The organism is Rickettsiella endosymbiont of Rhagonycha lignosa (genome assembly GCF_964031165.1).
Taxonomy (GTDB): Bacteria; Pseudomonadota; Gammaproteobacteria; order Diplorickettsiales; family Diplorickettsiaceae; genus Aquirickettsiella.
The window spans coordinates 285,001-311,690 of the sequence record NZ_OZ035011.1 but is presented as its reverse complement, the minus strand read 5'-3'; the positions used below and the strand labels follow the sequence as shown (position 1 = coordinate 311,690).

The 26,690-nt window shown below is 37.2% G+C and carries 25 protein-coding genes, 1 tRNA gene and 2 rRNA genes (1 of these 28 running past the window's edge); 9 read left to right on the top strand and 19 right to left on the bottom strand.

Annotated features, from left to right (window positions below; all coding sequences use genetic code 11):
- Positions 1 to 88 precede the first annotated feature (88 nt).
- Positions 89 to 2,020, top strand: a complete 1,932-nt coding sequence (gene rpoD, locus AAHI99_RS01425; protein WP_342227908.1) for an RNA polymerase sigma factor RpoD — start codon at positions 89 to 91, stop codon at positions 2,018 to 2,020.
- Positions 2,021 to 2,076: 56 nt separating this feature from the next.
- On the opposite strand, the gene AAHI99_RS01420 is transcribed toward rpoD, so the two are convergent.
- The 4 genes from AAHI99_RS01420 to AAHI99_RS01405 form a co-directional block, all read right to left on the bottom strand.
- Positions 2,077 to 3,072 (bottom strand): hypothetical protein, encoded by a 996-nt coding sequence (locus AAHI99_RS01420; RefSeq protein ID WP_342227907.1) that lies wholly within the window; start codon positions 3,070 to 3,072, stop codon positions 2,077 to 2,079.
- Positions 3,073 to 3,347: 275 nt separating this feature from the next.
- Entirely contained in the window at positions 3,348 to 4,613 is a 1,266-nt protein-coding gene (locus AAHI99_RS01415; protein ID WP_342227906.1) for a Y-family DNA polymerase, read from the bottom strand.
- A 2-nt stretch (positions 4,614 to 4,615) separates the two neighbouring features.
- The gene (locus tag AAHI99_RS01410; RefSeq protein ID WP_342227905.1) at positions 4,616 to 5,038 is read right to left on the bottom strand and encodes a translesion error-prone DNA polymerase V autoproteolytic subunit; all 423 of its coding nucleotides are present in this window, start codon (positions 5,036 to 5,038) and stop codon (positions 4,616 to 4,618) included.
- A 192-nt stretch (positions 5,039 to 5,230) separates the two neighbouring features.
- On the bottom strand, positions 5,231 to 5,722 hold the full coding sequence (locus tag AAHI99_RS01405; protein ID WP_342227904.1) for a hypothetical protein: 492 nt from the start codon (positions 5,720 to 5,722) through the stop codon (positions 5,231 to 5,233).
- 160 nt (positions 5,723 to 5,882) lie between these two features.
- Here AAHI99_RS01405 and AAHI99_RS01400 point away from each other — a divergent pair, with 160 nt between their 5' ends.
- On the top strand, positions 5,883 to 6,146 hold the full coding sequence (locus tag AAHI99_RS01400; protein WP_342227903.1) for a hypothetical protein: 264 nt from the start codon (positions 5,883 to 5,885) through the stop codon (positions 6,144 to 6,146).
- A gap of 149 nt (positions 6,147 to 6,295) precedes the next feature.
- Positions 6,296 to 6,901: a glutathione transferase GstA gene (gene gstA, locus AAHI99_RS01395; protein ID WP_342227902.1), complete on the top strand. Its 606-nt coding sequence runs from the start codon at positions 6,296 to 6,298 to the stop codon at positions 6,899 to 6,901.
- Positions 6,902 to 7,030: 129 nt separating this feature from the next.
- On the opposite strand, the gene AAHI99_RS01390 is transcribed toward gstA, so the two are convergent.
- Together AAHI99_RS01390 and AAHI99_RS01385 are read right to left on the bottom strand one after the other, a co-directional pair.
- The gene (locus AAHI99_RS01390; RefSeq protein WP_342227901.1) at positions 7,031 to 7,654 is read right to left on the bottom strand and encodes a class I SAM-dependent methyltransferase; all 624 of its coding nucleotides are present in this window, start codon (positions 7,652 to 7,654) and stop codon (positions 7,031 to 7,033) included.
- Positions 7,629 to 7,976: a hypothetical protein gene (locus AAHI99_RS01385; RefSeq protein ID WP_342227900.1), complete on the bottom strand. Its 348-nt coding sequence runs from the start codon at positions 7,974 to 7,976 to the stop codon at positions 7,629 to 7,631. Before AAHI99_RS01385 ends, AAHI99_RS01390 begins: the two co-directional genes overlap by 26 nt.
- A 370-nt stretch (positions 7,977 to 8,346) precedes the next feature.
- Here AAHI99_RS01385 and AAHI99_RS01380 point away from each other — a divergent pair, with 370 nt between their 5' ends.
- Both AAHI99_RS01380 and AAHI99_RS01375 read left to right on the top strand, forming a co-directional pair.
- Positions 8,347 to 10,236 carry a hypothetical protein gene (locus tag AAHI99_RS01380; RefSeq protein WP_342227899.1) on the top strand — a complete coding sequence of 630 codons (1,890 nt, stop codon included), beginning with the start codon at positions 8,347 to 8,349 and terminating at the stop codon, positions 10,234 to 10,236.
- A 318-nt stretch (positions 10,237 to 10,554) separates the two neighbouring features.
- Positions 10,555 to 10,923, top strand: coding sequence for an antibiotic biosynthesis monooxygenase family protein (locus tag AAHI99_RS01375; RefSeq protein ID WP_342227898.1), 369 nt, complete (start codon positions 10,555 to 10,557; stop codon positions 10,921 to 10,923).
- A gap of 275 nt (positions 10,924 to 11,198) precedes the next feature.
- Here the strand turns inward: AAHI99_RS01375 and AAHI99_RS01370 are convergent.
- Positions 11,199 to 11,275 (bottom strand) — tRNA-Ile (locus tag AAHI99_RS01370).
- A gap of 147 nt (positions 11,276 to 11,422) precedes the next feature.
- Between AAHI99_RS01370 and AAHI99_RS01365 the strand changes: the two genes are divergently transcribed.
- Complete coding sequence (locus AAHI99_RS01365) at positions 11,423 to 11,761, top strand: hypothetical protein (RefSeq protein ID WP_342227897.1); 339 nt, start codon at positions 11,423 to 11,425, stop codon at positions 11,759 to 11,761.
- Positions 11,762 to 11,891: 130 nt separating this feature from the next.
- Positions 11,892 to 12,524 carry a M15 family metallopeptidase gene (locus tag AAHI99_RS01360; RefSeq protein ID WP_342227896.1) on the top strand — a complete coding sequence of 211 codons (633 nt, stop codon included), beginning with the start codon at positions 11,892 to 11,894 and terminating at the stop codon, positions 12,522 to 12,524.
- A gap of 23 nt (positions 12,525 to 12,547) precedes the next feature.
- Here AAHI99_RS01360 and AAHI99_RS01355 read toward each other — a convergent pair whose 3' ends face one another.
- From AAHI99_RS01355 to acs, 3 genes are read right to left on the bottom strand one after another with little or no spacing between them, the layout of a single operon-like run.
- Complete coding sequence (locus AAHI99_RS01355) at positions 12,548 to 13,189, bottom strand: histidine phosphatase family protein (RefSeq protein ID WP_342227895.1); 642 nt, start codon at positions 13,187 to 13,189, stop codon at positions 12,548 to 12,550.
- Between the two features lie 10 nt (positions 13,190 to 13,199).
- A complete protein-coding gene (gene kdsB / locus AAHI99_RS01350; RefSeq protein ID WP_342227894.1) occupies positions 13,200 to 13,991 on the bottom strand; it encodes a 3-deoxy-manno-octulosonate cytidylyltransferase in 792 nt (263 codons plus the stop codon).
- A complete protein-coding gene (gene acs / locus AAHI99_RS01345) occupies positions 13,981 to 15,975 on the bottom strand; it encodes an acetate--CoA ligase (RefSeq protein ID WP_342227893.1) in 1,995 nt (664 codons plus the stop codon). Before acs ends, kdsB begins: the two co-directional genes overlap by 11 nt.
- Before the next feature lie 131 nt (positions 15,976 to 16,106).
- Here acs and AAHI99_RS01340 point away from each other — a divergent pair, with 131 nt between their 5' ends.
- Positions 16,107 to 16,274 carry a DUF1328 family protein gene (locus tag AAHI99_RS01340; RefSeq protein WP_339050890.1) on the top strand — a complete coding sequence of 56 codons (168 nt, stop codon included), beginning with the start codon at positions 16,107 to 16,109 and terminating at the stop codon, positions 16,272 to 16,274.
- A gap of 43 nt (positions 16,275 to 16,317) precedes the next feature.
- On the opposite strand, the gene tgt is transcribed toward AAHI99_RS01340, so the two are convergent.
- Positions 16,318 to 17,469, bottom strand: a complete 1,152-nt coding sequence (gene tgt / locus AAHI99_RS01335) for a tRNA guanosine(34) transglycosylase Tgt (protein ID WP_342227892.1) — start codon at positions 17,467 to 17,469, stop codon at positions 16,318 to 16,320.
- Positions 17,470 to 17,482: 13 nt separating this feature from the next.
- Positions 17,483 to 18,205: an RNA methyltransferase gene (locus AAHI99_RS01330; protein ID WP_342227891.1), complete on the bottom strand. Its 723-nt coding sequence runs from the start codon at positions 18,203 to 18,205 to the stop codon at positions 17,483 to 17,485.
- Positions 18,206 to 18,364: 159 nt separating this feature from the next.
- On the opposite strand from AAHI99_RS01330, the gene AAHI99_RS01325 reads away from it, so the two are divergent.
- The gene (locus AAHI99_RS01325; protein ID WP_342227890.1) at positions 18,365 to 19,171 is read left to right on the top strand and encodes an inositol monophosphatase family protein; all 807 of its coding nucleotides are present in this window, start codon (positions 18,365 to 18,367) and stop codon (positions 19,169 to 19,171) included.
- A 17-nt stretch (positions 19,172 to 19,188) separates the two neighbouring features.
- Here AAHI99_RS01325 and AAHI99_RS01320 read toward each other — a convergent pair whose 3' ends face one another.
- The 7 genes from AAHI99_RS01320 to AAHI99_RS01290 all read right to left on the bottom strand — a co-directional run.
- Positions 19,189 to 19,932, bottom strand: coding sequence for a hypothetical protein (locus AAHI99_RS01320; RefSeq protein WP_342227889.1), 744 nt, complete (start codon positions 19,930 to 19,932; stop codon positions 19,189 to 19,191).
- Between the two features lie 215 nt (positions 19,933 to 20,147).
- A complete protein-coding gene (gene secF, locus AAHI99_RS01315) occupies positions 20,148 to 21,062 on the bottom strand; it encodes a protein translocase subunit SecF (RefSeq protein WP_342227888.1) in 915 nt (304 codons plus the stop codon).
- An 18-nt stretch (positions 21,063 to 21,080) separates the two neighbouring features.
- Positions 21,081 to 22,943, bottom strand: coding sequence for a protein translocase subunit SecD (gene secD, locus AAHI99_RS01310; RefSeq protein WP_342227887.1), 1,863 nt, complete (start codon positions 22,941 to 22,943; stop codon positions 21,081 to 21,083).
- Positions 22,944 to 22,950: 7 nt separating this feature from the next.
- Entirely contained in the window at positions 22,951 to 23,286 is a 336-nt protein-coding gene (gene yajC / locus AAHI99_RS01305; RefSeq protein WP_342227886.1) for a preprotein translocase subunit YajC, read from the bottom strand.
- Between the two features lie 88 nt (positions 23,287 to 23,374).
- Entirely contained in the window at positions 23,375 to 24,412 is a 1,038-nt protein-coding gene (queA, locus tag AAHI99_RS01300) for a tRNA preQ1(34) S-adenosylmethionine ribosyltransferase-isomerase QueA (protein WP_342228336.1), read from the bottom strand.
- A 102-nt stretch (positions 24,413 to 24,514) separates the two neighbouring features.
- Positions 24,515 to 24,630 (bottom strand): 5S ribosomal RNA (gene rrf, locus AAHI99_RS01295).
- 320 nt (positions 24,631 to 24,950) lie between these two features.
- Positions 24,951 to 26,690: ribosomal RNA gene (locus AAHI99_RS01290) — 23S ribosomal RNA — on the bottom strand; it runs 1,370 nt beyond the window's last position.

The following is a 26,690-nucleotide window of genomic DNA, read 5'->3' as shown; positions in this document are numbered from 1 at the left end:
CTTGCCTTTTCTACGTTAAAGGTTTATAGGTTTATCTTAATTAGGTATATAATAAAATTATTACTTTCCCAAGAGGTCAAGCGCAGCTATGGATTTCGAACAACAACAATCCCGTTTACGAGAGCTTATTGCACACGGTAAAAAGCAAGGATTTGTCACTTACGCTGAAATCAATGACCATCTGTTGGAAGATATTATCTCTGAAGCCGAGCAAGAGCAACTGCAACTCGATGAAATTATCTTGATGCTCGGTGATATCGGCATACCTGTTTATGAAGTTCCGCCCGACATGGAAACTTTGCTTTCTTCGAGTATAGCCAACAACTCATCAGAAGAAGAAAGCAGCTCAGAAAACACTAATATTTTAGGCAATATTGCGGCCGAATTAGGTCGAACAACGGATCCAGTACGTATGTATATGCGTGAAATGGGTACCGTTGAATTGCTCACACGCGAAGGTGAAATTAAACTTGCTAAGCGTATTGAAGAAGGTTTACAAGCGATACTCTCTGCACTCACACAATATCCAGAAAATGTTTTCGATATACTGAGCGATTTTACGCGTTATGAACAACAAGAAATCCGTTTAAATGACATTATTAGTGGATTTCTCGATCTAGAAGAATTATCCATCCCACTTGAATTACCACCCGGAAAAAATATTTCGCCTGAAGCGGAAACAGATGATGAAGGTTTTAGTGAAGATAAAAGTATCGATGATAAAGAAACTGATGATGATAGCGATGAAAACAAAGCTAAAAGTGCAACCGATGATGATGAAGGATTTGGCGAACTGGATGGCGGACCCGACCCAGAATTGGCACATACTCGTTTTGCTGAATTAAAAACACTTTACGAAGCTTATATTTCGACGCAAAAAAAACACGGTCGCCACGATAAAAAAACCTTAAAACAAGCCGCCTTATTAGCCGACGCGTTTACTAAATTTAAATTAATTCCACGCCAACTTGATAAATTGACGCGCAAAATGCGTGACTTATTAGATAAGGTTCGCATTCAAGAACGTGTCATCATGCGTTTATGTATTAATGAAGCCAAAATGCCACGCCAACTTTTTATTAGCACTTTTCCCAAAAACGAGACTAATGAAAATTTTCTCAAAAAACACATCAATGCTAAAAAGAGTTATTCGCAAACCTTAAAATCTTTGCACATTCCTGTCACTACGGCACAAGATAAGTTGCGTGAATTAGAAAAAACAATTGGCATGACAATTGGTGAAATCAAAGAAATCAATCGTCAAATGTCTGCGGGAGAAGCAAAAGCTCGACGTGCAAAAAAAGAAATGGTCGAAGCCAATCTACGACTTGTTATTTCTATCGCCAAAAAATATACCAACCGTGGTTTACAATTTCTTGATTTAATTCAAGAAGGTAATATTGGCTTAATGAAAGCCGTCGATAAATTTGAATACCGTCGCGGCTATAAATTTTCCACCTATGCCACCTGGTGGATACGACAAGCCATCACGCGCTCCATTGCCGATCAAGCACGAACAATTCGTATCCCTGTGCATATGATCGAAACGATTAATAAGCTGAATCGTATTTCACGACAAATATTACAAGCCACGGGCAAAGAACCCTCTCCTGAAGATCTCAGCAAAAAAATGGGTTTACCGGAAGATAAAATCCGTAAAATTCTTAAAATTGCTAAAGAACCCATTTCAATGGAAACACCCATTGGTGATGAAGATGGTGATTCACATTTAGGTGATTTTATAGAAGACGCAACCGCTCTATCTCCCATCGATGCCGCTACTATCGAAGGCCTACGAGAAACTGCACAGCGAGTACTAGCATCACTCACCCCACGTGAAGCAAAAGTATTACGCATGCGCTTTGGTATTGATATGAATACGGATCACACATTGGAAGAAGTGGGTAAACAGTTTGATGTGACACGAGAACGCATTCGACAAATTGAAGCCAAGGCGTTACGTAAATTACGTCATCCTACTCGTTCAGAACCTTTACGTAGCTTTCTTGATCAAGAATAGTATCCTTTTAAAGAAAAGGGACTAATGATTAATCATCAGTCCCTTTTTACTTGAACTTAGGGTTTAGCTGTCGGGGATAATAGTGCCGCTTCTTTCTCTGGTTGTTCTATATGTTCAGCCTTTGAGAAAAAACTTCCGACATAATCATATGCAGGTTTGGCTACACAAGAAAAAAACCAAGCACCTAATAACACATTACCATGCAAGTTATTCGTGTTCGCTGCATTATTAGTTGCATTTAAAGATAATACTTGTGGAGTAAGCTCAGATTGGTTTCCATAGCTGATAGGTGAAGCAGAAGAGGATGCGTCGCCTATATTTGACGGAACAAAAACCTCTCGCGAGGATTCGCCCGATTGTAAGCTTTGGAATACTGCGTGACTATCTATTTCAGGTACATCTCGCTTTCTATGAGCATTTTCCTGAACACTAGCTCTCGCAGGGCCATTTATCACTTCTTCAAAACCACCACGTTGGTCCAGTTTACGAACTATACGTCCATCGCGAATAGTTTCTCGCGTTACTCTATCAATTACACTCTGCGGCAAGCTAATATTCGTATCATTGAAATAAATTGCAGTACCCAGTAAACGTAAGTTGCTTTGAGAAGGAAGCACTCTATCTTCAGATTTTCTGTAAGCCGAGAATTGAATCATTTCCTTTTTTACATTCTCGTTATTATTATCATTTAAAGCTGTACATAAATTACGGCCAATTAAAGTCGGATTGGAATAACACAGAATAACTAAACTCAGCAACTCACGCGGCTCAAATTGTCGAACTTGCAAGTCCGGAAAGCCTCGCTCTGCAAACTTATTCCTTACACTTTTAGCTCTATTCAGCATTTCTGAGGTATTAATATTATTAACAGAGGGTATCGCATTATACTGAGCCAGTACTGCTATCCAATCTGCGGCTTGATTATTTTGTAATTTTTTAACTAGTTGATCAATACTTAAATTAGATAAATTTTTACTAGAAATTGAACTAATAATATTTTTTAATTCATTTTCTTCATTAGTTGGGATGGTAATCCATAATGTTTCACTCATAAAATCACTCCTTTTTTTAATCTATTACTTAAATAAAATAACATGCGTGACATTTATTTACAAATAATAATAAAAAATGAATTAAAATAATAAAAAAAATAATTAATTTTAATATGATTAATTTATTTCAAAAAAATGAATTATTTTAGAATAAAAAATTAAAAATTATTTATGCAAAATAATTATTCTGATTCTAATTTTCCACATATAAATTTAAAGGCAGTTCATACCGATAGAGATATAAAGATTAAATCCAATTCGTGATCCAATCTTGATTAGGCCTTTGCATTAACAATTTCTTGCCAATGTGTCGTGTAGCGTGGGGAGCGCTGTCCAGCACGCATCGCCCAAGAGGTCTGTGCGCTACCTTCCGCTGCAAAAAAAAGCGTATGTGAACCAAAGATCTTATTCGTCTCATCCAATACTTTCATTAATGCGCGTGAATGTTGTGAAGTTGACTGAATAAATAGATCATTGGATTGTTGCTGACTCGGTATAATATCCATTAATAAAATTCCGGTTTTTTTATAATAAAATCCGGTTTTATACAATTGTTTTAAAACCTGCTGTGCCGCGGTAATTAATACGCGCGTATCATCCGTCGCAGTCACTAAAGAGCACGCTAAACCCTTCATGTATTGTCGATCGCTGATTTTATGCTTATTAGTAGTAATAAACACATAAATGGCTTGCGCTTTGCAAGCTTGCTCTCTTAATTTATAAGCAGCACGCGCGGTATAGCGACTCAACGCACTGCTTAAGTCGTGCAGACTAGTTATCGGCCGCCCAAACGAGCGCGAACACATAATCTGTTTTTTAGCCGCTACACTTTCTAAGCCAAGACACGAAATACCATTGAGCTCGAGAATAATACGCTCAACCACCACACTGAAGCGTCGACGCATTATTTTTGGATTAGCCTGTTGTAAATCAAAAGCGGTTTTAATCGAATAATGATGAAGTTTTTCAGTCAGTTTACGGCCAATTCCCCAAATCTCTTCTATAGGCAGCGTCTTTAATAACGAATCTCGGTGCAGCACCGAACGTAAATCACAAACGCCTGTTTTAATAAGCCGTTTCGCATAAAAATTGGCTACTTTAGCTAAGGTTTTACTAGGCGCTAAGCCTATCGAAATAGGAATACCTGTCCATTGTTTTATTTTTTGGCGAATATCTATTAAGTAAGTGTTTAAATCATAGTTTGAAAAATGATCGAGTTTTAAAAAAGCTTCATCAATGGAATACACTTCCATATCCGGACATAAGCGCCGCAATGAATCCATGACACGTTGCGACATATCACCATAAAGCGCGTAATTCGAAGAAAAACATCGAATCTGACTGCGCCGTATCAGCTCGCGGTACTTAAAAACGGGTGCGCCCATGGGAATACCTAATGCTTTTGCTTCATTCGAACGCGAAATAATACAACCATCATTATTCGATAAAATAATAATAGGTTGTTTTTCTAAGGCCGGGTTAAACACTCGTTCGCAAGAAACATAAAAATTATTACAATCCGCCAATGCAAAGGAAGACATGCTTACACTGGATGAATAACATTGGTGACAATTCCCCAGATACTGACATTATTTTCTTCATTCACTGCAATCGCCGGAAAATCTGGATTTTCTGCTATCAAAACAAATTGTTGGTTTTTTAATTTTTTAAGTCGTTTTACGGTTAATTGACCATCGACAACTGCAATCACTACTTTATTATCACGTGGTTCCAAACTACGATCGACAATTAATAGATCACCATCATGAATACCGGCATTAATCATCGATTCACCTTTAACTCGAACGTAGTACGTGGCCGCCGGGTGATGAATCAAATATTCATTCAGATCGAGATGGCCCTCTAAAAAATCATCTGCCGGCGAAGGAAATCCGGCATGTACCGCCGACGATAGGTAAGGAATAAGATAAGTATGTGAAATAATACATCGATAAGCACTGGACATAAACTTTAACTGAAAGCAATAGAAAATAACTGCGAGGGTATCTAAGCCCATCCAGTGCTAAGAAGCATCCATCGCCATTAAGTAGATTCTCTCATAGAAAATCCCCAGATATCAAATTTATATATATATACAGTGTGATAGCTTATTTATTTATAAAATAAATAAGCTATTTAATATCCATTATAAATATAATTATCTGGTTTTTTTGCTACTTGTTTGCTGCTCATTATTTGTAAAAGAAGAAGAAGCTTCAGCAACGTCCGTATTGGAAGAGCTCGTAGAAGGTTGGAAAAGAGCGGCTGGGTTTATCTGAGCTTGCTGCGTAGTTACGTTTAGCTGTGTAGGTACAACAGGCCTATCTTGAACATTTGCTCTGTTTTGCTCTTCCGCAACACGCTCGCCGACTGCAGCCGGCCTGTCTATATTTAACGCTCTAAAAAATAAGGCGGCTGAAACCATTAAAAGCGACATTGATATGCACACGTCAATCATAAACCACGGATTTCCCATTATCCTACTCTCGATAAATTCGCGATCGCGCTCCTTATTGTACATTGGCGATGTCATGATCCCAGCTAGCTCATTTTTTAATTTAGGCTCAACATGTAAACCATTGTTTACATGATATCTTCTCAATAAAAAACATAAAAAAGACAGTAAATATAATGCGTTTCTTTCGTTCATAGACAATCTCCAATTGTTATTAGCACAATGATTATACGTTATTTTATGTTAAAAAAAGATTAAAGAATAAAAAAAATATTCCCTGAAATTATCTTATTGCTTGGACTTTTTTGGTAATCCTTTGTAGACTGAAGCTACTCAGAAAGTAGAGGTTGCTGGTATGCGCTTGAAAAAACTGTGCAAACTTTTTTCTCTCTCCATCATTTTATATTCTGCGTTAAGTTTTGCAGAACCCAGCAAATTAACGCTTAGAGTCTATAACCCAGGCAGCGCATCCTTGTTTCCTGTATCTTCGACATTGATCCTAGGTAATAAAAAAGCCATCCTTGTCGATGCCCAGTTCCAAAAAAATGATGCCGAAAAACTAGTTACATTAATAAAAAAATCAGGTAAAAAAACTCAGTATCATCTATATCAGCCATAGCGATCCTGCCTAAAAGGAACATTACAATTATTAAACTAGAAGTTAATTTTTTTAACAAAAAAAAAGAATGTAATACCAATAGTGCTCAAGAAAGGAATTAAAAATTAATCAGTTTACTTTGGACTCAGTTTTTTATTAACGGAGGTAGAATGAAATTATTTTATAGTCCAGGAGCTTGTTCGTTGTCTCCGCATATCGTGTTATGTGAAACAGGACAAGATTTTACATTAGAAAAAGTGGATTTAGTGAAAAAAAAGACGGCTTCCGGAAAAGATTACCTGAGCATCAACCCCAAAGGACAAGTACCTGCATTATTATTAGACGATGGTAACTTACTAACCGAAGGTATAGCTATCGTACTCTATTTGGCAGAGAAGAAACCAAATTCCAACCTAATTGCACTTGTGGGCAACTTGTCACGCTATCAAACCATCACATGGCTTGCTTATATAACTTCCGAACTACATAAAAGCTTTAGCCCTCTATTTCACCCAGAAACACCGGAGGAATGTAAAATAATTCTGCGAGCAAAACTGGAAACACAATTTAAATATCTCGATGAAGTTCTAAAAAAAGACGAATATTTACAGGGAAATCATTTCACGGTAGCCGACGCTTACCTATTTACTATTTTGCGTTGGGGATTTGCCATGAAATTCGATATGGGTAAATATAAACATATATTGGCCTATTTTGAGCACATTGCTAAACGTCCCGCTGTGCAAGCTGCCTTGACTGCAGAAGGTCTTAAATAATAGATTATACTTTTTTAAAAGTATAATTGATTTAATTTTAAAAAATAAAATAACTTGAAAATTTAAAGCATAAAATTAAAAAAGTTTCATAACTAAATTTTTACATGGCGACCAAGAAATTGCCTTATTTTATTTTTTATAAGCGATAACTGTCGGAAACATCTTAGAAAGATCAAATATAAATTGTATATCCGAAAATCCAACAGCTTTTAACTGATTATATGTTTGTTCTGAGGACCGGTAACACTGCCATTTTGCATCAATGATGTCAGAAAAAATAATTTTTTGAAGTAAAAGATCATGTTGATCAATTTTAGACATGTCCCACTCGCATTGTGTCGTGATTGATGGCGGAGGAGTTAAAAAGCTCGTCACTAATTTTCCTCCCAATTTTAGTCCTGTATAAAATTTTTTGTATAATTGGCTGATTTTATTATCATTTGTTTCATAAATATTCAATCCATTACTTGAAATTAAATCGAATTTCTCTTGAATATTAAGATCCCAGGCATCTTGCCGAATTAATTTAATAAACTTTGATAGACACTTCTGTTTTGCAAGTAATTTGGCATCGTCTAATGCGTTTGAATCATAATCAATCCCTAGTAAATAAAAATTTTTAACATCTTTATAATCCAAATAAAATAATTCCCCCATCATTCCACAAGGAATTGAACATAGTTTGGCATTATCTTTTACTTGTTCTTGATTTTCCTTTAAAAAAATTTCAAAACGCTGTTGTGTTGCGAGCATATCTAGGGGCGCGATTGAATATAAAACTCTCTAATTCAGATAAACATTCCCCACGATTATTTTTTTCAGCTTTTTTTCTAAACCAAGGATATGTGAGCATATAATGCGTCCAATATCCATTAATACCTCGGTTTTGTATTAAATAGCGACCGAAATCAAACAACTTTAGCTGTGAGAGTAATTCAAGCTGACGCTTTACATCAACATAGGGTTTGTCTCCTTGCTGCTTAATTCTTTGAGTAATTTTTTCGATAGAACATTGCAATGTTTCAGATGAGACAGTATGTGATAGTAATTTTTTTTTGTTTAATTCATTAGGCATAAGTAAATTGAACCCTATAGCTAAAAAAATCCATGAAGCTTATTGAGCAATTTTGATGCTTGTAAGCTAGCAACAAAACTCCTGATATAGTATAAGCGAATTCAAATTATAAAATGCAATGACTTATTATGTAAAAATTTGATATGAATAAATATAAACATTTATTGGTCTATTTTTAGCGGATTGCTAACCATCCCGGTGTGCAAACTGCCTCGACTACAGAAGATTAAAAAATAAACAATACTAAATAATTTAAATTGCTTAGAATAAAAAAATTGTAAGTACCTAATAACAATAAAAATTTTATCCTACACAATTTTACATTTCAGTATACCAAATTAAATTCAACAAAAATCTAGAGGATACTTATATGTCTAAAAGAAGAAATAGAGCTATTGAGCAACAACAACCGCCCACCGTAGAGCAGCTAGCTGAACTAGAAACCTATATCGATACTATTAATGTATTAGCTACTAGAATTAATCGATCTACATTAGGTGGATTTTTAAGTTTTATACTTATTACTAAATTTTGGCCTATTCACAAATTTGTATTCAACTACTGGCTAGTTTTGCTAAATCCACTTTTGACTTGTTTTAACGAATTATTTAACTATTTGGCTCAGAAATCAGATAAAAATTATAAAAGCATAACTTTATCTTCTGAAGTGGATACTTCTCTCCATAATGATTTTACGCTAAATATCGAAGATTATTTACTAATGTTTAGTTTATTCGTCTTGATGAATAAATATATTGCAACACCTCTATTTTTTAAATTTTTTCCTCAGCTATTTTATGGGACAAATTCTCCGCACGCTCTTTTATTACGCGAACCTCAAAGATTACTGACCCGCAATGAAGCAGTTGAGGCTCTTCAAGACCTGAAAAAAATTAAACAAAATTTACAAAATACTAGAAAATTACTCTATTTTTTATTCTATTCAGGCACACTGGCATTCTGTTTAAGAAGATATTTTAATAACCAAGTTACAGATGCCAACTTGCATGCATTTCATCTCGTTTTTAATATTTATAATAATATAGTTGATTGCCTACACCAACGTCAGCTTGAACATAAGAAAAGCAAAATAATGCAGATAGGTAGACAATCATTAAACACCCTATCGCACGAGATAGGACTACCTGACTGGAATAGGATAAATATTGATAACACCGGAGTTTATTATTTTCATTTGAATATATTTAGAAGAAATACCAGGAGAGAACATAAACTCTTCGAAGGTATACCTATTTCCCGATTAATAAAAGAATTGGTGTGTGTACTTTGTAAGTATGAACATGTCAAAATTACAGCTTACAATAAACACGAAGTCGTTTTATTCTTCACTAAACTTTTATCCGATATACAAATTAATGAAATCACAACCTCTTATATAAGTCGTTTACAAAACATAAAAAACAAATATAAATTAATGTGTCAACTTGCCGAATTATTCTCTTCCATCCAGATAAAACCTGAATATGAAATTCAAGAAATAAATAAAAATGATTTGGTAACGAGATATAATTTTATTATTCAGTTAGTTAATATACCTAATGTTTTAAAAGAAGAGATGTGTAAACTATTAATAAATTGCTTCAGTGATAATTTTTCTGTGCAAATCAAAGAAGATATTATGACTATCACTCAAGTTACAGCAATTGATCAGTTGCGGCACGAAGAAGCATTAAAGTTTTTAAAGGGTTGGTTCGCGACTTATCAACCATATTCAGTTCGGTCTGTAAATGAAATTACGGCATCAAGCTTTGCAAAAACAAAGAAAACTTCTAACGCTGCTTTTTTTCCTCGTACCACAAAAAAAATCTGGTCGAACATAAACAAAAAATCTGCTCTGTTCACACCCGCTCAGTTGCATCTATCTGAACATTATACATGGCGTTCCGGCACTTACTCTGGTAGCAAAGATGGTGCGATAGTCAAAATAAGTGGGGCGTACAATTTGTTTTCGCAATTCAAATTGAAACACGATGATTTTCCTCGCTGTCAAGAAAATGCGTATGATCACTTTAAAGACATTATTATTACCAATGCACGCATCGTGCCAAAAAAAGACCGTCAAGGAATTATCAGCACTCGAACACCCGTTAAAGATACACACGGAATATGGTTTATCTCGAAATATAAAGCCAAAGCCTTAGGTGCGCATGGTAATATCCGTGTTTATGCTAAACAAGAAAATGATGATCAAGGACATGTACTGCTGATATTTAACACAGTTAAATTACGTAGCCACTAATACTTAGCCAAGACGTTTGATTTTACTGTTATTTCGTAAATTCGTAAAATATCAGATGTATTATGGACATTGCCTGGAGAATGGCTGATGCTATTGAATCACCTGCTGCAACTATTATACTATTATAAAGGAACAATGCTATTTTAAATCCATTCAGGCCTAAATTTTTCAACAAAATATACAATATTAACCTAAAAAAATGCATTGCTATCAAAAAATTCTTTCTCTTTGCTAGGGAATTATAAGGAGTAGTTAGCAACTATTGTATTCCCGAATAAAAAAAAATATAATTAGCCAAAATAATTTGGAGCCATTCCTATGCTTACGATTCAGCCTCTTGACCCTCAGTTTCCTATTAATGAACAGTTCAATTCTACTGATTCCCCTGTCATTCTCGTAAATATTTTTAAAGTCGACCCAAACGATATCGATGCATTGCTTAGTGCGTGGGAAGATGATGCAAATTGGATGAAAAAACAGCCTGGTTATATTTCGACACAGCTGCACCGAGCTATTGCTGGAAGCAGCATGTTTCTTAACTATGCAGTATGGGAATCTGTTGAACTTTTCCGTGCGGCTTTTTCAAGTCCAGAGTTTCATAGCCGGCTGAATGCATACCCATCCAGCACTATTGCACAACCACACTTATTCACTCGTGTTGCTATACCAAATCTTTGTACAGAATAATACCGCTATTACTTCAATTGTTTCGGAAGGAAAAATTAGTTATAACGCAACTATCAAGCTTTAAGTAGGCTAAACTTAAAACTTGATAGGTACAACTTGTTCTAGATTGTTATTTGGCAATGCCATGAAAAATATCTCCGTACATCGTATATTATTGAAGATAACGGTTTATTAATTACGCACATAACCAAGCTTGATTACGATAATCACTCACGGTAATTGGACCGTTATCTGTTGCAAGAATCAGTAAAAGCAGCTTAAGTACTTGATTTTACTGGTGGGCCCTCTAGGACTTGAACCTAGGACCAACGGATTATGAGTCCGCTGCTCTAACCAACTGAGCTAAGGGCCCTTCTAAAGGAAGGAGCCGAATTGTAGCTAATTTAGACATGATTAGCAATTTTGTATTCTCACTTAAAAAGCACAAATATTAACCGGCTAAACCTTGTAAATTTCTTCTATAATTCTCATTAAGTATCTTCATCATATAAGGAGTGTCATGAAACTTTTCTTATCCGGCTTAACGATCGGTTTATTAATCTTAAGTTCGAGTGCTTTTGCTGTGACTACAGAAGAATGTCAAGCGGCTTGGAAATCCTCTTCCGCTTATAAAAGCTGTTACCCCGCTTTTGGAACAAAATCAATAGGTGATAACTGTGGTATTTATGTACATTGTAAAAAATCTGACGGCAGTGAAGTCGCTAACGGAAGTTACAACGCGCATTATGACCAAAACGGTAAAAATATTATTAGTTCAGATTATTCTTTATTTTATACTATTGATGAACTTAAAAAACTTAACAATTGTAATGGTCAATTAAAAGTAGGTTCTTGTTAAAAATTTTTTATCCTCTGTAGCAGGAAAAAAAATTCTGTGTTTAAATAAATACAGCTTTCTCATCATTCTTTTTTTTATGTGTAAAATAGTTTTCACTAAGTATCCTATATTTTTTTTCTTGCTGGTTTTTATGGTTATGGATGTTTTTGCAGAAGAAAAGCCTAATAATTTTGTTTATGTCACTGAGATCATTCCTAACATTAAACAAGATATACGTTATTTTAGTAATAATAATTTTGTTGGTCGCCCCATTATCGGTTATAAAAAACCGGTCTGCATATTAACTCATAAGGCTGCTATTGCTTTATCTAAGGTACAAGCGGTATTAAATAAGCAAAATTTGGGTCTATTAGTTTATGATTGTTATCGACCACAGATGGCGGTGGAAGATTTTGTACAATGGAGTCAAAATAGTGATGAGAAGACGAAAAGTTTGTTTTATCCACACATTGATAAAAATGAGCTCTTTAAACGCGGTTACATTGCGCGTCGTTCAGGCCATACCAGAGGAAGCACTATGGATCTAAGCATTATAGATCTTGCTACCAACAAAATGCTGGATATGGGGACATCTTTTGATTTTCTAGATCCTTTGTCACATCCAGATAATCGCGATATTACTCCAAAACAATTTAAAAACCGTATGTTATTACGTAAATTGATGTTGCAGTATGGTTTTATGCCATTAAGTACTGAATGGTGGCATTTTACTTTAAAAAACGAACCTTATAAAAATACCTATTTTAATTTTTTTGTTAAATAAAAAATTGATATGATTTGAAAATTTTATAACAAAAGATATTCAGGTTTTTTATTCCAAAATTTTATTTGCCATTTTCTATTCTCATAAGTTAACAAACATATATTTCCGGTAGCCACTTTAAATTCTTTATTCCGCACATGCTGTTCAAAAAGACCCGGAATAAGTTTTAAAAAATAACGTAGCCGACCATTACTAGTAATTACTAAAATAGTGTCTGTTGGATCATATTGAGCAACTAGCGCTTTACTAAATGTTTTAACTTCTTTAATCATTTGCGTTGGGGATCCTGACCACCGAGCAATTTTGGGCCATACACTTAAATTTTCCCAAGCAGCCAATTCATCGCCTTCATCAATTTCTTGAATCTGCGTACTACTAAGACCGGCCCAATTTCCATAATCGATCTCATTTAAACGCGCATCTATAATTGGTTTTAAGGAAGAATGTAATTGTTCTAAAACTACAGCCGCATAATCACGTGTTCTCTTTAAAGGACCACAATACACTGCCTTAGGATGTATCTCTGATTTTTGTAATGCTTGCGCCAAACATTTGGCTTGCAATATACCTGAATCAACAAGAGGTAAATCTTGTGTAGCACCCACCCAAACCACCGGATCGCTTGCAGAAAAGGTATTACCATGTCGAGATAAAATAATTTTCATATCATTTCTACTACAATGTTACTAATTCACCTTCTGTTTCTATTAACTGTTCAACTCTACTAACATCTTCTGGACTATCAATCGAAGCGTGAGTATGTCCTTTATAATCCACTAATATCACTCGAATGGGTTTACCATTTTCCAGTATTCGTAATTGTTCTAGGCCTTCTAATTTTTCTAAAGGGGTGGGCGATAATGAAATATATTTTTCGAGTGCTGAATAACGATAAGCATACAGTCCGATATGCCGATAAAGTGGTGGCAACTGCATTTGCGTATCTCTTAAATAGGGAATCATACTTTTAGAAAAATACATAGCATTTAAATCTTTGTCACATACAACCATTGTACCTCCCACCTCACCTTTTAATTTAGCCTTTTGCATAAGAGAGTATTGCTTGGTAGTAATTAGGGTTGCTGGTGTTGTTATTTCTAATTGAGAATTATTGATCATGGCATTGATTAACGCTTGGATAACCCAGGGTGGAGTTAGCACGGCGTCTCCCTGCAAATTTAAAATAATATCCGGTTTATTTGTTAATAACGCAAGTGCGGCAAAAATACGTTCGGTGCCATTATTACATTCTTCAGTCATCAGAACTTTAGCACCAAAACCTAAAGCGTGTGTTTGTATATCGACATGATCCGTTGCAATATAGACTTCATCCACCCCTTTAATAGTTTTTGCAATAGACCAAACTCGGTAAATCAAACTATGACCTTTGATCAATGCTAATGGTTTTCCTGGAAAACGACTGGATTGATAACGTGCTGGAATAATGATGATATTTTTATTCTGCATAATGGCTATTCGATTCTCCGTTTTGTTGTTTTTGTTGTTCTTGTAATTGTTTTAGAACTGAGAAATCTTCTAGTGTCGATGTGTCCTGATCAATTTGACGATTCACAGCGATGTCTTGTAATAAGCGGCGCATAATTTTTCCAGAACGCGTTTTTGGTAAGGCAACAGTAAAAATTAAGCGCTTTGGTAATGCTAAAGCACCAATAGTACTTCGAACTTGATTCATAATATTTGTTTTTAATGTTGACGTCGGTTTTTCAATATCATTTAACACAACAAAAGCAACGATAGCCTGACCGGTAGTTTTATCCGGAATAGGGACTACCGCGGATTCGGCAACCGCAGGATAACTATCTAACGCCGCTTCTATTTCTGCTGACCCTAAACGATGCCCAGAAACTTTGATCACATCATCGGTACGCCCCATAATCCAAATGTAATTTTGTGTGTCATAATGTGCACTATCTCCAGAAAAGTAAGCATGGGGAACTTTACTCCAATATTGTTCTTCATATCTTTTTGGATCATTCCAAATACCGCGTAACATACTCGGCCAAGGTCGACGAATGACTAATGCACCTCCCTTTCCTTGCTCTACTCTAAGTCCCGTCGCAGGATCCACAATATCAACTTCCACACCGGGTAAGGGTTTTGCCACAGAACCTGGTTTAGTCGGCGTTGCTCCAGAAAGTGGCGCAATCATAATCGACCCCGTTTCCGTTTGCCACCAAGTATCTACAATGGGGCATTGTTTGTTACCAATTTTCTCAAAATACCAAAGCCAAGCTTCTGGATTTAAGGGCTCACCTACACTGCCTAAAAGTCTTAAACTTGATAAATCTTTTTTGTCTATCCATTCATCTCCCCATTTCATAAAAGAACGTACTGCTGTGGGAGCCGTATAAAAAATGCTGACTCGGTAAGATTCGATAAGCTGCCAGAAACGATCCGGTTTAGGCCAGTCAGGGGCCCCTTCATAGATAAGCACCGTCGCTGCATTCAGCAATGGTCCATAAACTACATAGGTATGGCCAGTGATCCAACCCACATCGGCAGTACACCAGTACACATCTTGCGGTTTTAAATCAAAAACTATCTTGGAAGTATAATAAGCGCCTACCATATAGCCGGCAGTTGTATGAAAAATCCCCTTTGGTACTCCGGTAGAGCCTGAAGTATAAAGAATAAAAAGCGTATCTTCGCTATCCATCGGTTCAGCAGGACAGTTTTGGTCAAGCCCTGCTATCACATCATGCCACCAAACATCACGATCTACTTTTAAAGTAATTTCAGCATGAGTCCTTTGATAAATAATAACTTTTTCTACCAACGGGCAACTGAGTAACGCTTCATCCATAACCTGCTTAAGTGGAATAATCTTGCCACGCCGATAACCACCATCTGCTGTAATCACAAATTTAGATTTTGAATCTTGGATTCGCGCTTCTAAGGCTAGTACTGAATAGCCGCCAAACACCACATTATGAATGATTCCTAAACGCGCGCAAGCTAATACGGCAATAATAAGCTCTGGTATCAACGGCATATACAGCGTGATGCAATCACCTTTTTTTACACCTAGTTTTTTCAAACCATTAGCAAATTGGCAAACCGCTTGATGTAATTCCTTATAAGTAAATTGACGTTTTTCTTCCGGCTCTCCCTGCCAAAGCAATGCGGTTTTTTCGCCATAGTGTTCAAGATGTCGATCGAGACAATTATAAGCTAGATTGGTTTTACCTGCTGCAAACCATTTTGAATACGGTTCTTCCCAAATTAATACCTTTTTCCAAGCTTGCATCCAATGTAATTCGCTGGCAATGTTCGCCCAAAATTGTTCGGGCTGCTCCATAGAGTAGCGATAAATCTCGTCATATTGAGCCATCGATTTAATCATCGCCTGATCAGAAAATTTTTTTGACGGGGGATAAACTTTGATTTCTTTTAAGATAGTATCTATCGTTTGTGATTCGTTTATAGACATATTTTATACTCCTGGTGTCAAAACGAGCAAAATATGGCGACACTTTTCTAAGAATGCATACCGCCACTTGCGACTACTGGATTCATCAACTAACCTTAAAGCTTAAGCCATTTAAATAGAGGAGAAATATTATGTTAGCGTGGGCATTTATCTTTCTAGCTATTGCGATCATTGCAGCCATTATTGGGTTTACCGGTGTTTTTGCCGTAGCAGCAGGTGTTGCAAAAATCATCTTTTTTATATTCATCATATTAGCCATCATTGCTTTTGTAACGATGTTATTTCGCAGACAACGATAAAAAATTACCGCTGGCAATCCATTAAAATAAAATTTTTTGTCCCTTATTCATCAAAGATTAAACGTCGAATTTGTTCGCAAACATTGTGCATGATGTGTATGTTATGTATGCATGCCAGCTGGTTATAAAGAGACGATCCTTGTTTAAATAAAAAATGTAAATAGGCCCGAGTAAAATGCCGACAAGTATAGCATAAACACCCTACTAAAATAGGATTTTCATCCTTTGCGTAAATGGATTTTTTAATTAATATTCTTGCTTGATCCTTTTCACTGATAAATTCTAACCAATTACCTTTTTTGATAATATTTCCATGATAAAGTGCGCCATGTCGTGCATTGCGCGTTGGAGCAACACAATCGAATAAATCAATTCCTTTGGCCGCCACATCAATCAAATCTTGTGGATTCAATCCAACGCCCATGGTGTAACGAACTTTGTTTTCCGGTAATAACGGTCGAATCCAATCGATCACTTCCGTGGTTTTTTGCATATCAAAACCAATAACTTCTCCACCAATAGCAATGCCATCAAGTTGTGCATCTAAAATAAATTGCGTACTCAATTCGCGAAGATCTCTAAAACTTCCACCTTGAATAATTCCAAATAAAGCTTGTTGATGGTTATAAACTGAATCTGCAGCGAAATAGGCCTCTTTTGAAGCTAATAACCAACGATGTGTACGATCCATCGCCGCTAAAGCGGCATCTCTACCCCCATTTTCAGGAGTACATTCATCAAACGCCATGATGATATCGGCACCAATAATTCTTTGGGCTTCGATAGAACTTTTAGGCGTCAAATGGACCACCTTTCCGGTAATCGGATGTTTAAAATGTGCTCCATCCGCATCAATCCGACAGATTTTGGCATTTTTAGATAAACTAAATACTTGAAAGCCACCGCTATCAGTCAGCATAGGCCCTTCCCAAGCCATTAAGCGATGCATCCCACCACTCGCTAAGATAATATCCATACCAGGATTAAGTAACATATGATAGGTATTGCCACCTAAAATAATTTGTGAACCCACACTTTTCAGATCATGAGGCGTCATATGATTAACAAAAGCACGCGTCCCCACAGGCATAAAAGCAGGAGTTAGCACACTACCATGCGCAGTGGTTATTTTAGTGACTCGAGCATGAGTGTTTTTGCTAGATTTAAGTAGTTCGCAATTAAATTGATTATTCATGCAAAAGACATATTCATGACTTAGAAGCTAATTTTTTTTCAATCGTACTGAGTATTCCCCGTAAAATTTTCACTTCATTTACATCTAATTCGGATCGGCTGAATAATCGACGTAGTCTATCCATGATTTGCTGACTACGAATGGGTTTTAAAAATTCAATTTTATTCAATAGGTCATGTAAATGCTGGTAAAAATATTCTTGCTGTTTGACATCTGCCAACTGGATGATTTTTTCCTCAAGTTTAGTTTCATGTAAAAAAGCCATGCGTAACTCATAACAAACAATTTGTACTGCGGCTGCTAAGTTTAAGGAACTATAATCCGGGTTTGCTGGGATATGAATTTGAAAATGGCATTGTTGTAATTCTTTATTGATAAGACCACATCGTTCCCGCCCAAATACTACTGCTACCTTCTGCTTAGGATTAATAACTATTTTTTCAGCCGCTGCTCGAGCTGTTAAAGAAACCCAATTAAGCTCGCGGATACGCGTACTGGTACCAAATACTAAATGACAATCCTGGAGCGCTGTGGCTAAATGGTCGACGACTGTTACTTCCGCTAAGACGTCAATCGCATTGCTCGCGCGCACCGATGCATTCACATGCGGAAAAGACTTAGGTTCTACCAGATAAAGTTGTTTCAAACCCATGGTTTTCATCGCACGAGCGGTAGCACCGATATTTCCAGGATCGGTTGTATTAACGAGCACGATCCGTATTTGTGAAAGTGGCATGGTTTTACCTGTAAACCTTTCAACGTAGGTTTTTTATAATCTATATCCATTTGCATATAAAGGCGGACTGCATCTAAAGATATTTAAGATGCATAAGCTATGGTATCATCTTACACTTTTAAAAATATAGTATTAGTTTTCACTCTATCATCAATACTCATGCACCCTTTTCTAAATATCGCCGATCGCGCTGCCCGTCTGGCAGGCAAGACTATTTTAGATGGTTTGAACCGTCTAGACCGACTTCGTATGCAACAAAAGCAGGACAATCGCGGCGTTGTCACTGAAATCGATCTAAAAGCTGAAAAAATTATTATCTCCACTATCCAAGATGCTTATCCAAATCATGGGATCATTGCGGAAGAAAGCGAGCCGATTAACGGAGATAAATATACTTGGATTATTGATCCACTCGATGGAACCTGTAATTATGTTCATGATTTTCCACATTTTGCTGTATCTATCGCTATTAAAAACAATGAAAAAAATTATATTGAACATGCCTTAATCTATGATCCCTTACGTCAAGAAAGGTTTACTGCAACCCGCGGCCAAGGTGCTTATTTAGATAATACACAACGTTATACGCGTCGTTTACGTGTCAGTACACGTTCTAGTATTCCAGAATCCTTAATAGGAATCTCGATTCCTAGCCGTGGCTTTAATACACTGGCCGCATCAATCAATAAAGAAGCTTTACGCACCATGATGTCACAAGCCAGTGGCATACGCCGAACCGGATCAGCGGCTCTTGATTTAGCTTATGTGGCTGCAGGACGCTTAGATGCTGCTTTAGAGCTTGAACTTGCACCTTGGGATATGGCTGCGGGTGTTTTGTTGGTTATAGAAGCGGGTGGAATAGCTTGTGATATAAAAGGCGGTGAGAACTACTTTGAAGCTGGACATATCCTTGTCGCTAACCCCAAGCTCTGTCCTTTAGTATTACAAGCTATTCGTTCAGTTTAGTTTTTGCTTAGCTTTTTTCATTTTGTTACTCTAATATACTCAGTACCTTCTATTTTTTTAGACTCTGATAAGCAAAAATTACCTTTATAGACAGTCTTAAAGAACGCATAGTTATTTAAGCTAGGAATTAAGTCTTTAAAAAAATCTTTGAATAAGTCCTTTATTTTTTTAATTACACTCCTTTCATCGAGATGTGTTTTTAATTTTGGTTCTTTATAATCGAGTTTGACCTCAGCAATAGTATGTTGAAAATTTGCAATTTTTTTATCATTTATATCAACAAATACACTGTGTGATAACTCCCCCCGAAATAGATAACTACCTTCCTTTGCCTTTAATGTTAAGGAGTCATCAGGATTTAGTAAATTTGTATAGGTAAAATTTTCTTTGATTTGTAAATCATTTTTATTAAATGTAAAGTGTAATTCCTTTTGAGCGAATGCAGTACTGTATCCTAAATTTGGCATTGCTAAACATCCCGCTACAATTGATTGGAGTGGATACATAAAACCACCCTGATGAAGATATTTAGTAGCAAAATCCTTCCAGTGAATTAATTCCTCTTTTCCAGCACCTACGAATAACTTATTCCATACTCGATCAAGATTATCTGCTGTAATTTCAGTAAACATTTCTTCCAACAATTTATCGTTAATATAAATATGTCCTTTGTTTCTATTAAAATCATGCACAATCAAGCTCTGGTCATCAGCAGGAGAAATCTTAAAGCTTTTAGTAAATTCTCGATGATAAGTAGGCATTTTTTTATTTTTTTCCTTCAGTTACTGATTCTATTTATTGATAGTCTTTTAGAGAAATCAGTATGTTTTATCATTCTTTCAGTTAGTTATATTAGCAACTTTTCCTTAAATAAATATTAAAAAACGTATATTTTTTAAACAGCGTTTATAGGGAGGTAAAAATATAAAAGACTTAGATACAAGCTCGTCGAAGAATTCTAAAGAAGCATATTGAATTAAGGTCTATCGTCGACATTTTTTACTGAAGGTAAAAAATTACGTCGATCCAGACCTAATGCTACGGCAATAATTCCGGCCACATAAATCGACGAATAAGTACCCACAACGATTCCTATTACGAGTGCTAAAGCGAAACTATGAATCATTGTTCCACCAAAAACACACAGCGAAAGTACAACGAGTAATGTCGTTGCGGATGTCATGATAGTACGCGACAAGGTTTGATTTATAGACAAATTAACCACTTCAACTGCAGTACCTTTGCGAAGCTTACGAAAGTTTTCGCGAATTCGATCAAAGATAACGATGGTGTCATTAAGTGAGTAACCAATTACTGCTAAAATTGCCGCTAATGCGGTTAGATTGAATTCAATATCAAATAAAGAAAATATGCCCAAAATAACGATAGGATCATGAATCAAAGCGATCGCCGCTCCTATAGCAAAACGATACTCAAAACGCAGCGCGATATAAATCATGATACCTAATAATGCAATAAAAACAGCAAGTGCACCTTGTGTTGCTAATTCTCGTCCTACCTGAGGTCCTATATATTCGACTTGTTTTAATTGAGCACCGGGTAAAGCATTTATAATTTGTGCACTTAAATCATGTTGTGTAGTCTGCTGATGAGGCGCCAAGCTAATCAATATATCACGTGATGTTCCGTAGCTTTGCACTAAGACATCTTTAAATCCAGCTGCCTCTAATTGTTTCCTTAATAAAGGAATATCTGCCGTATGATTAAAAGAAACTTGTAATTGGCTACCACCAGTAAAATCTAATCCCCAATGTAAACCTTTGATGATTAAGGACCCCACTGAAATAATAACTAATAGTAAAGATAAACCCACCGCCCAGCGACGTAAGCCTAAAAAATTTATATGGGTTTGTTTTTTAAAAAATTCCACTGTTTTTACTCTTTAAAACTAAATACCAATCGGCAAACGTTTTAGAGGACGTCCCCCATAGCACGCATTGATCAAGGCTCTTGTTATCATGATCCCGGTTAACATTGAAGTGAGCAATCCTATGGTTAGAGTCACCGCAAATCCTTTGATTGAGCCAGTACCTACTCCAAATAATATTAATGCGACTATTAAAGTTGTCACATTCGCATCAATAATAGTAATTAATGCACGATCGTAACCGGCATGAATACTCGATTGCGGTGACACACCATTGCGTAATTCTTCACGAATACGCTCAAATATTAAGACATTCGCATCAACAGCCATACCAACAGTCAGCACAATCCCTGCCATACCTGGCAAAGTTAACGTCATACCCAATAAAGATAATAAAGCGACTAATAGTACTAAATTAAGTGCTAAGGCTATATCAGCAATTACACCAAATACACCATAATAAACAGCCATAAACACAACGGCCAAAATAAATCCTACAATAATAGAAATAATTCCTTTATGGATGTTCTCAGCGCCTAATTGTGGACCTATGGTTCGTTGCTCGACTACATAAATAGGCGCTGGCAATGCACCTGCGCGTAACAACAAGGATAAATTTAATGCTTCTTGTGGGTTAGTTAAACCCGTTACCTGAAAATTAGGGGGTAGTGCGGTCTGAATTCTCGCAATACTAATAATTCGTTCCACTTTACGAGGAATATGAATAATTTTACCATTCACAACTTTTGCGCTGCTTTTAGTTTCAACATACACAATAGCCAGCGGTTTACCTATGTTTTCACCGGTCACCTGATGAAAATAACTTTCACCCCCTCCTCCCAAACTTATACTTACCGCGGATCGTCCCGATTCATCAAAGCTAGTTGAAGCGTCAGTAATCGAATTACCCGTTAAAATAACTTGTTTGTTTAGTAACACGGGTTGATTTTCATATTGATATAATTGTGAGCCCACAGGGGATGTGTTATTTACTTGTGCCAAATGTGGATCATGTACTGTATCCACTAAACGAAACTCTATCGTTGCTGTTCCACCTAAAATTTGTTGTGCTCGTGCTATATCTTGAACACCCGGCAAATCGACTAAAATTCGATTATTCCCCTGTTGTTGAACAATAGGTTCTGCGACACCCAACTCGTTAATTCGATTCCGTAAAGTATTGATGGTTTGGTCTATAGCCAATTGCCGTAAATTATTAAGCCCTTGGTTCGACCAAACAGCTACTAGTTGTTTGGGATTTCCGGTTGCTTCACTAAATTCAAAAGCTGGAAACTGTTGCTGTAACAATTTTTTTGCTTGGTTTAAATTAACTATGTCTCTAAATAAAATAGATAATTGCTTTTCTTTAGGTATTAATTCTGTATAGCGAATACGAGCTTGTTGTAAATTTTCACTAATATTCTTTGCTAAACCTTGCATCCGTTGCGCAATAAGATTATTAATATCGACTTCTAAAGCGAAATGTACCCCCCCGCGCAAATCTAACCCTAATTTCATAGGAGACGCACCAATTGTCTGCATCCAACGTGGTGTCGAGGACAGTAAATTAACGGCCACCGTATAATCATCACCCAAGGCAGAGGATAAAATATCTTTGGCTTTAAGTTGTGTATCCGTGTTATTAAATCGCAATAAAAGCGTTTGCTGATTAAGCTCTTCACTAACAGGAAAAATCTGTGCTGCTTTAATCAAGGCATTGACTTTGGTTTGTAAAGCTTCCAAATTCACATGCATTATCGCTGTAGAAGGCGAAATTTGAACCGCCGGCTGCTCTGGAAAAAGATTAGGTGCTGCATAAATAAAACCAAGTATCAGCAACACCAGTAATAAACTATTTTTCCAGAGAGGGTATTTATTGAGCATAAATGGTTTAAGACTTCATAGTCCCTTTAGGTAATACGCTAGAAACAGCCGCTTTTTGTAAATTAATTTCCACGTTTTCTGCAATTTTCAGAGTAATTAAATCATCATTTAGACGGGTAATCTTACCGACTATTCCACCGGTAGTTGTCACTTCATCACCTATCGCTAAGCTAGCCATTAATTGGCGATGTTCTTTCGCGCGTTTCGCTTGTGGCCGCCATAATAACAAGTAAAAAATAACTACAAAGCCTAATAAAATTAAGATTTGAGAAAATCCACTCGATTGAGGGCTAATAGTAGGTGTGGCTGGTATAGCCAACGCATCAGTGATAAAAAAACTCATACTTTACTCCTGAGGGAATCATAATATTAAGCCAAGCAATTTACCTGGTTCGTTGCTTATTCGCAAATTTTGTCCATTGAAATCTTCTTTAATTAATCCACATTGCATCGCCATAGCTAAAAAATCGATAATTCTGTTTAATCGCCTCATGATAGGATTGCATAACACGCTCATAGCCTGCAAAAGCACACACTAACATTAATAGAGTCGAATGCGGCAAATGAAAATTAGTGATTATGGCATCGATACAACGAAAATTAAAACCTGGATAAATAAAAAGACGTGTGCTTCCAACAAATGATTTAATCTGATTATTTAAAGTCGCAGTTTCTAAACTTCTCGCTACTGTAGTTCCAACGGCTATAACGCGTTTATTATTTTGTTTAGTTAAGGTTATCTGTTCACATACCGTTTCAGACACGGTAACATGCTCATTGTGCATACGATGATCTTCTAGACGTGCGCAGCGAATGGGTTGAAAAGTTCCTGAACCAACATGTAAAGTAATATAAGCAATATTTACTCCTTTATCTTTTAACTGTGTTAACAAGTCTTCATCAAAATGTAAACCTGCTGTCGGCGCTGCGATAGCGCCTGGCGAAGATGCAAAAACAGTTTGATAACGCTCCCAATCAAATAATTCATCTGCTCTTTGTATATAGGGCGGTAATGGAATATGACCTATTTTATTTAATAGCTCTAAAATAGAGGTATTAGGTTCGATTAAAAAAACTAATTCAAATATATTTTCAGATCGAGCAGTGATTTCTAGACTCACACCCGTTTCTAATATAAGTATAGTTCCTAATTTAAGTGACTTACTTGATTTTAGTTGGGCTAAAACACGTTTTTTATCTACTATTTTTTCAATTAAAATTTCTACTTTTCCACCTGTCGTTTTCTTTGCAAACAATCGTGCTGGAATAACTTGCGTATTATTTAAAACTAACAGATCACCTGGATTTATAAAATTTAAAATATCTTTGAATTTTTTATGTTGAATGAAACCTGTCGTTTTATTTAAACAAAACAATCGGCTATCGGTGCGCTGTTTGGTTGGATAGTGCGCTATTAACTTTTCCGGAAGTTCATAAGCAAAATCTTCCAGTTTATATTGAGTTTGAATTTTCAAGATAAGCTAACCATAAAACAATACAATAAACAAAGCAAAAGCCGCCGATTAAAAACAAAAAACCCGCGTATAGCGGGTTTTTTATATGTAACAGTAGCCTGGCGATGCCCTACTTTCCCATGGGGGAACCCCAAAGTATCATTGGCGCAGAATAGTTTCACGTCTGAGTTCGGAATGGGATCAGGTGGTGCCTATTCGCTAAGGTCGCCAGGCATTCATTTTGCGCTAAGTCGCTTGTCTTTTATCCGATCTCTTCGTTGGCTTAACTTTTCCGTTGCTCATGTACTTTCCAGTACACTCCGCTACTCAAAGTTAACCCGCCTTGATCTCAAATAAAATTCATCGCTCCTTATCAACAGCGCGAATCCTATTTTAGTTTCGCTAAATCTCTTTAAAACTTAGGTAAAACCTTTATTCAAGTAAATTTACTTTACTTTAACAATCAAAACAAAAAATCTGTAAAAAGTGTTTATGTGGATATGCTTTATTCAGCCTATCTAGTATTCATCTAAAGAATAACCAGTAGGATTCTCAAATCAAGCCACACGGTCAATTAGTATGGGTTAGCTCAATACATTGCTGCACTTACACACCCCACCTATCTACGTCGTCGTCTTCAACGGACCTTTAGGAGGAATAAATCCTCGGGAGATCTTATCTTGAGGGAGGCTTCCCGCTTAGATGCTTTCAGCGGTTATCCTGTCGGTACGTAGCTACCCGGCTATGCTTCTGGCGAAACAACCGGACCACCAGCGGTACCTCCACGCCGGTCCTCTCGTACTAGGCGTAGCTCCTCTCAAATCTCCAGCGCCCACGGCAGATAGGGACCGAACTGTCTCACGACGTTCTGAACCCAGCTCGCGTACCACTTTAAATGGCGAACAGCCATACCCTTGGGACCTGCTTCAGCCCCAGGATGTGATGAGCCGACATCGAGGTGCCAAACACCGCCGTCGATATGAACTCTTGGGCGGTATCAGCCTGTTATCCCCGGCGTACCTTTTATTCGTTAAGCGATGGCCCTTCCATTCGGAACCACCGGATCACTATGACCTGCTTTCGCACCTGCTCGACGTGTTTGTCTCGCAGTCAAGCACCCTTGTGCCATTACACGCAATGCGCGATGTCCGACCGCGCTGAGGGTACCTTCGTGCTCCTCCGTTACTCTTTAGGAGGAGACCGCCCCAGTCAAACTACCCACCATACACTGTCCCCAAGCCCGTTCAGGGCCCTAGGTTAGAACTTCAACTTTAACAGGGTGGTATTTCACCGGTCGGCTCCACGAATTCTAGCGAACTCGCTTCAACGCCTCCCACCTATTCTACACAGTTAAATTCAAAGTCCAGTGTAAAGCTGTAGTAAAGGTGCACGGGGTCTTTCCGTCTTGCCGCGGGTACGCTGCATCTTCACAGCGATTTCAATTTCACTGAGCCTTGGGTGGAGACAGTGTGGCTGTCGTTACGCCATTCGTGCAGGTCGGAACTTACCCGACAAGGAATTTCGCTACCTTAGGACCGTTATAGTTACGGCCGCCGTTTACCGGGGCTTCGATCCGCAGCTTCACCTGCGCTGACATGACTTTTGAACTTTCTCTTCGAATTATTCTTCTCTCTAATTCATTGTCAAAAGCCATCTCAGCGCAAGTTAACCACTTCAATTAACCTTCCGGCACCGGGCAGGCGTCACACCCTATACTTCCTCTTTCGAGTTTGCAGAGTGCTGTGTTTTTGGTAAACAGTCGCAACCACCTGATTATTTCAACCTCCCTCAGCTTATGGGGTAAACCCACTCACCAAAAAAGGTGCACCTTCTCCCGAAGTTACGGTGCCAATTTGCCTAGTTCCTTCACCCAAGTTGTCTCATCGCCTTAGTATTCTCTACCTGTCCACCTGTGTCGGTTTGCGGTACGGTTCCTATAGACCTGAAGTTTAGAGAGTTTTCCTGGAAGCAGGGCATCAATTACTTCGTCGTTAACCGAAGTTAACAACTCGTCGTCACGTCTCGAGATTAACGAACCTCCGGATTTTCCTAGAGATTCTCTCTACACGTTTAAACCGGAACTACCAGTCTCCGGCTAATCTAGCCTTCTTCGTCCTCCCATCACAGCCTATAAAAGTACAGGAATTTTAACCTGTTTCCCATCGACTACGCGTTTCCGCCTCGCCTTAGGGGCCGACTCACCCTGCGTCGATTACCGTTGCGCAGGAATCCTGGGACTTTCGGCGGGCGAGGTTTTCACTCGCCTTATCGTTACTCATGTCAGCATTCGCAC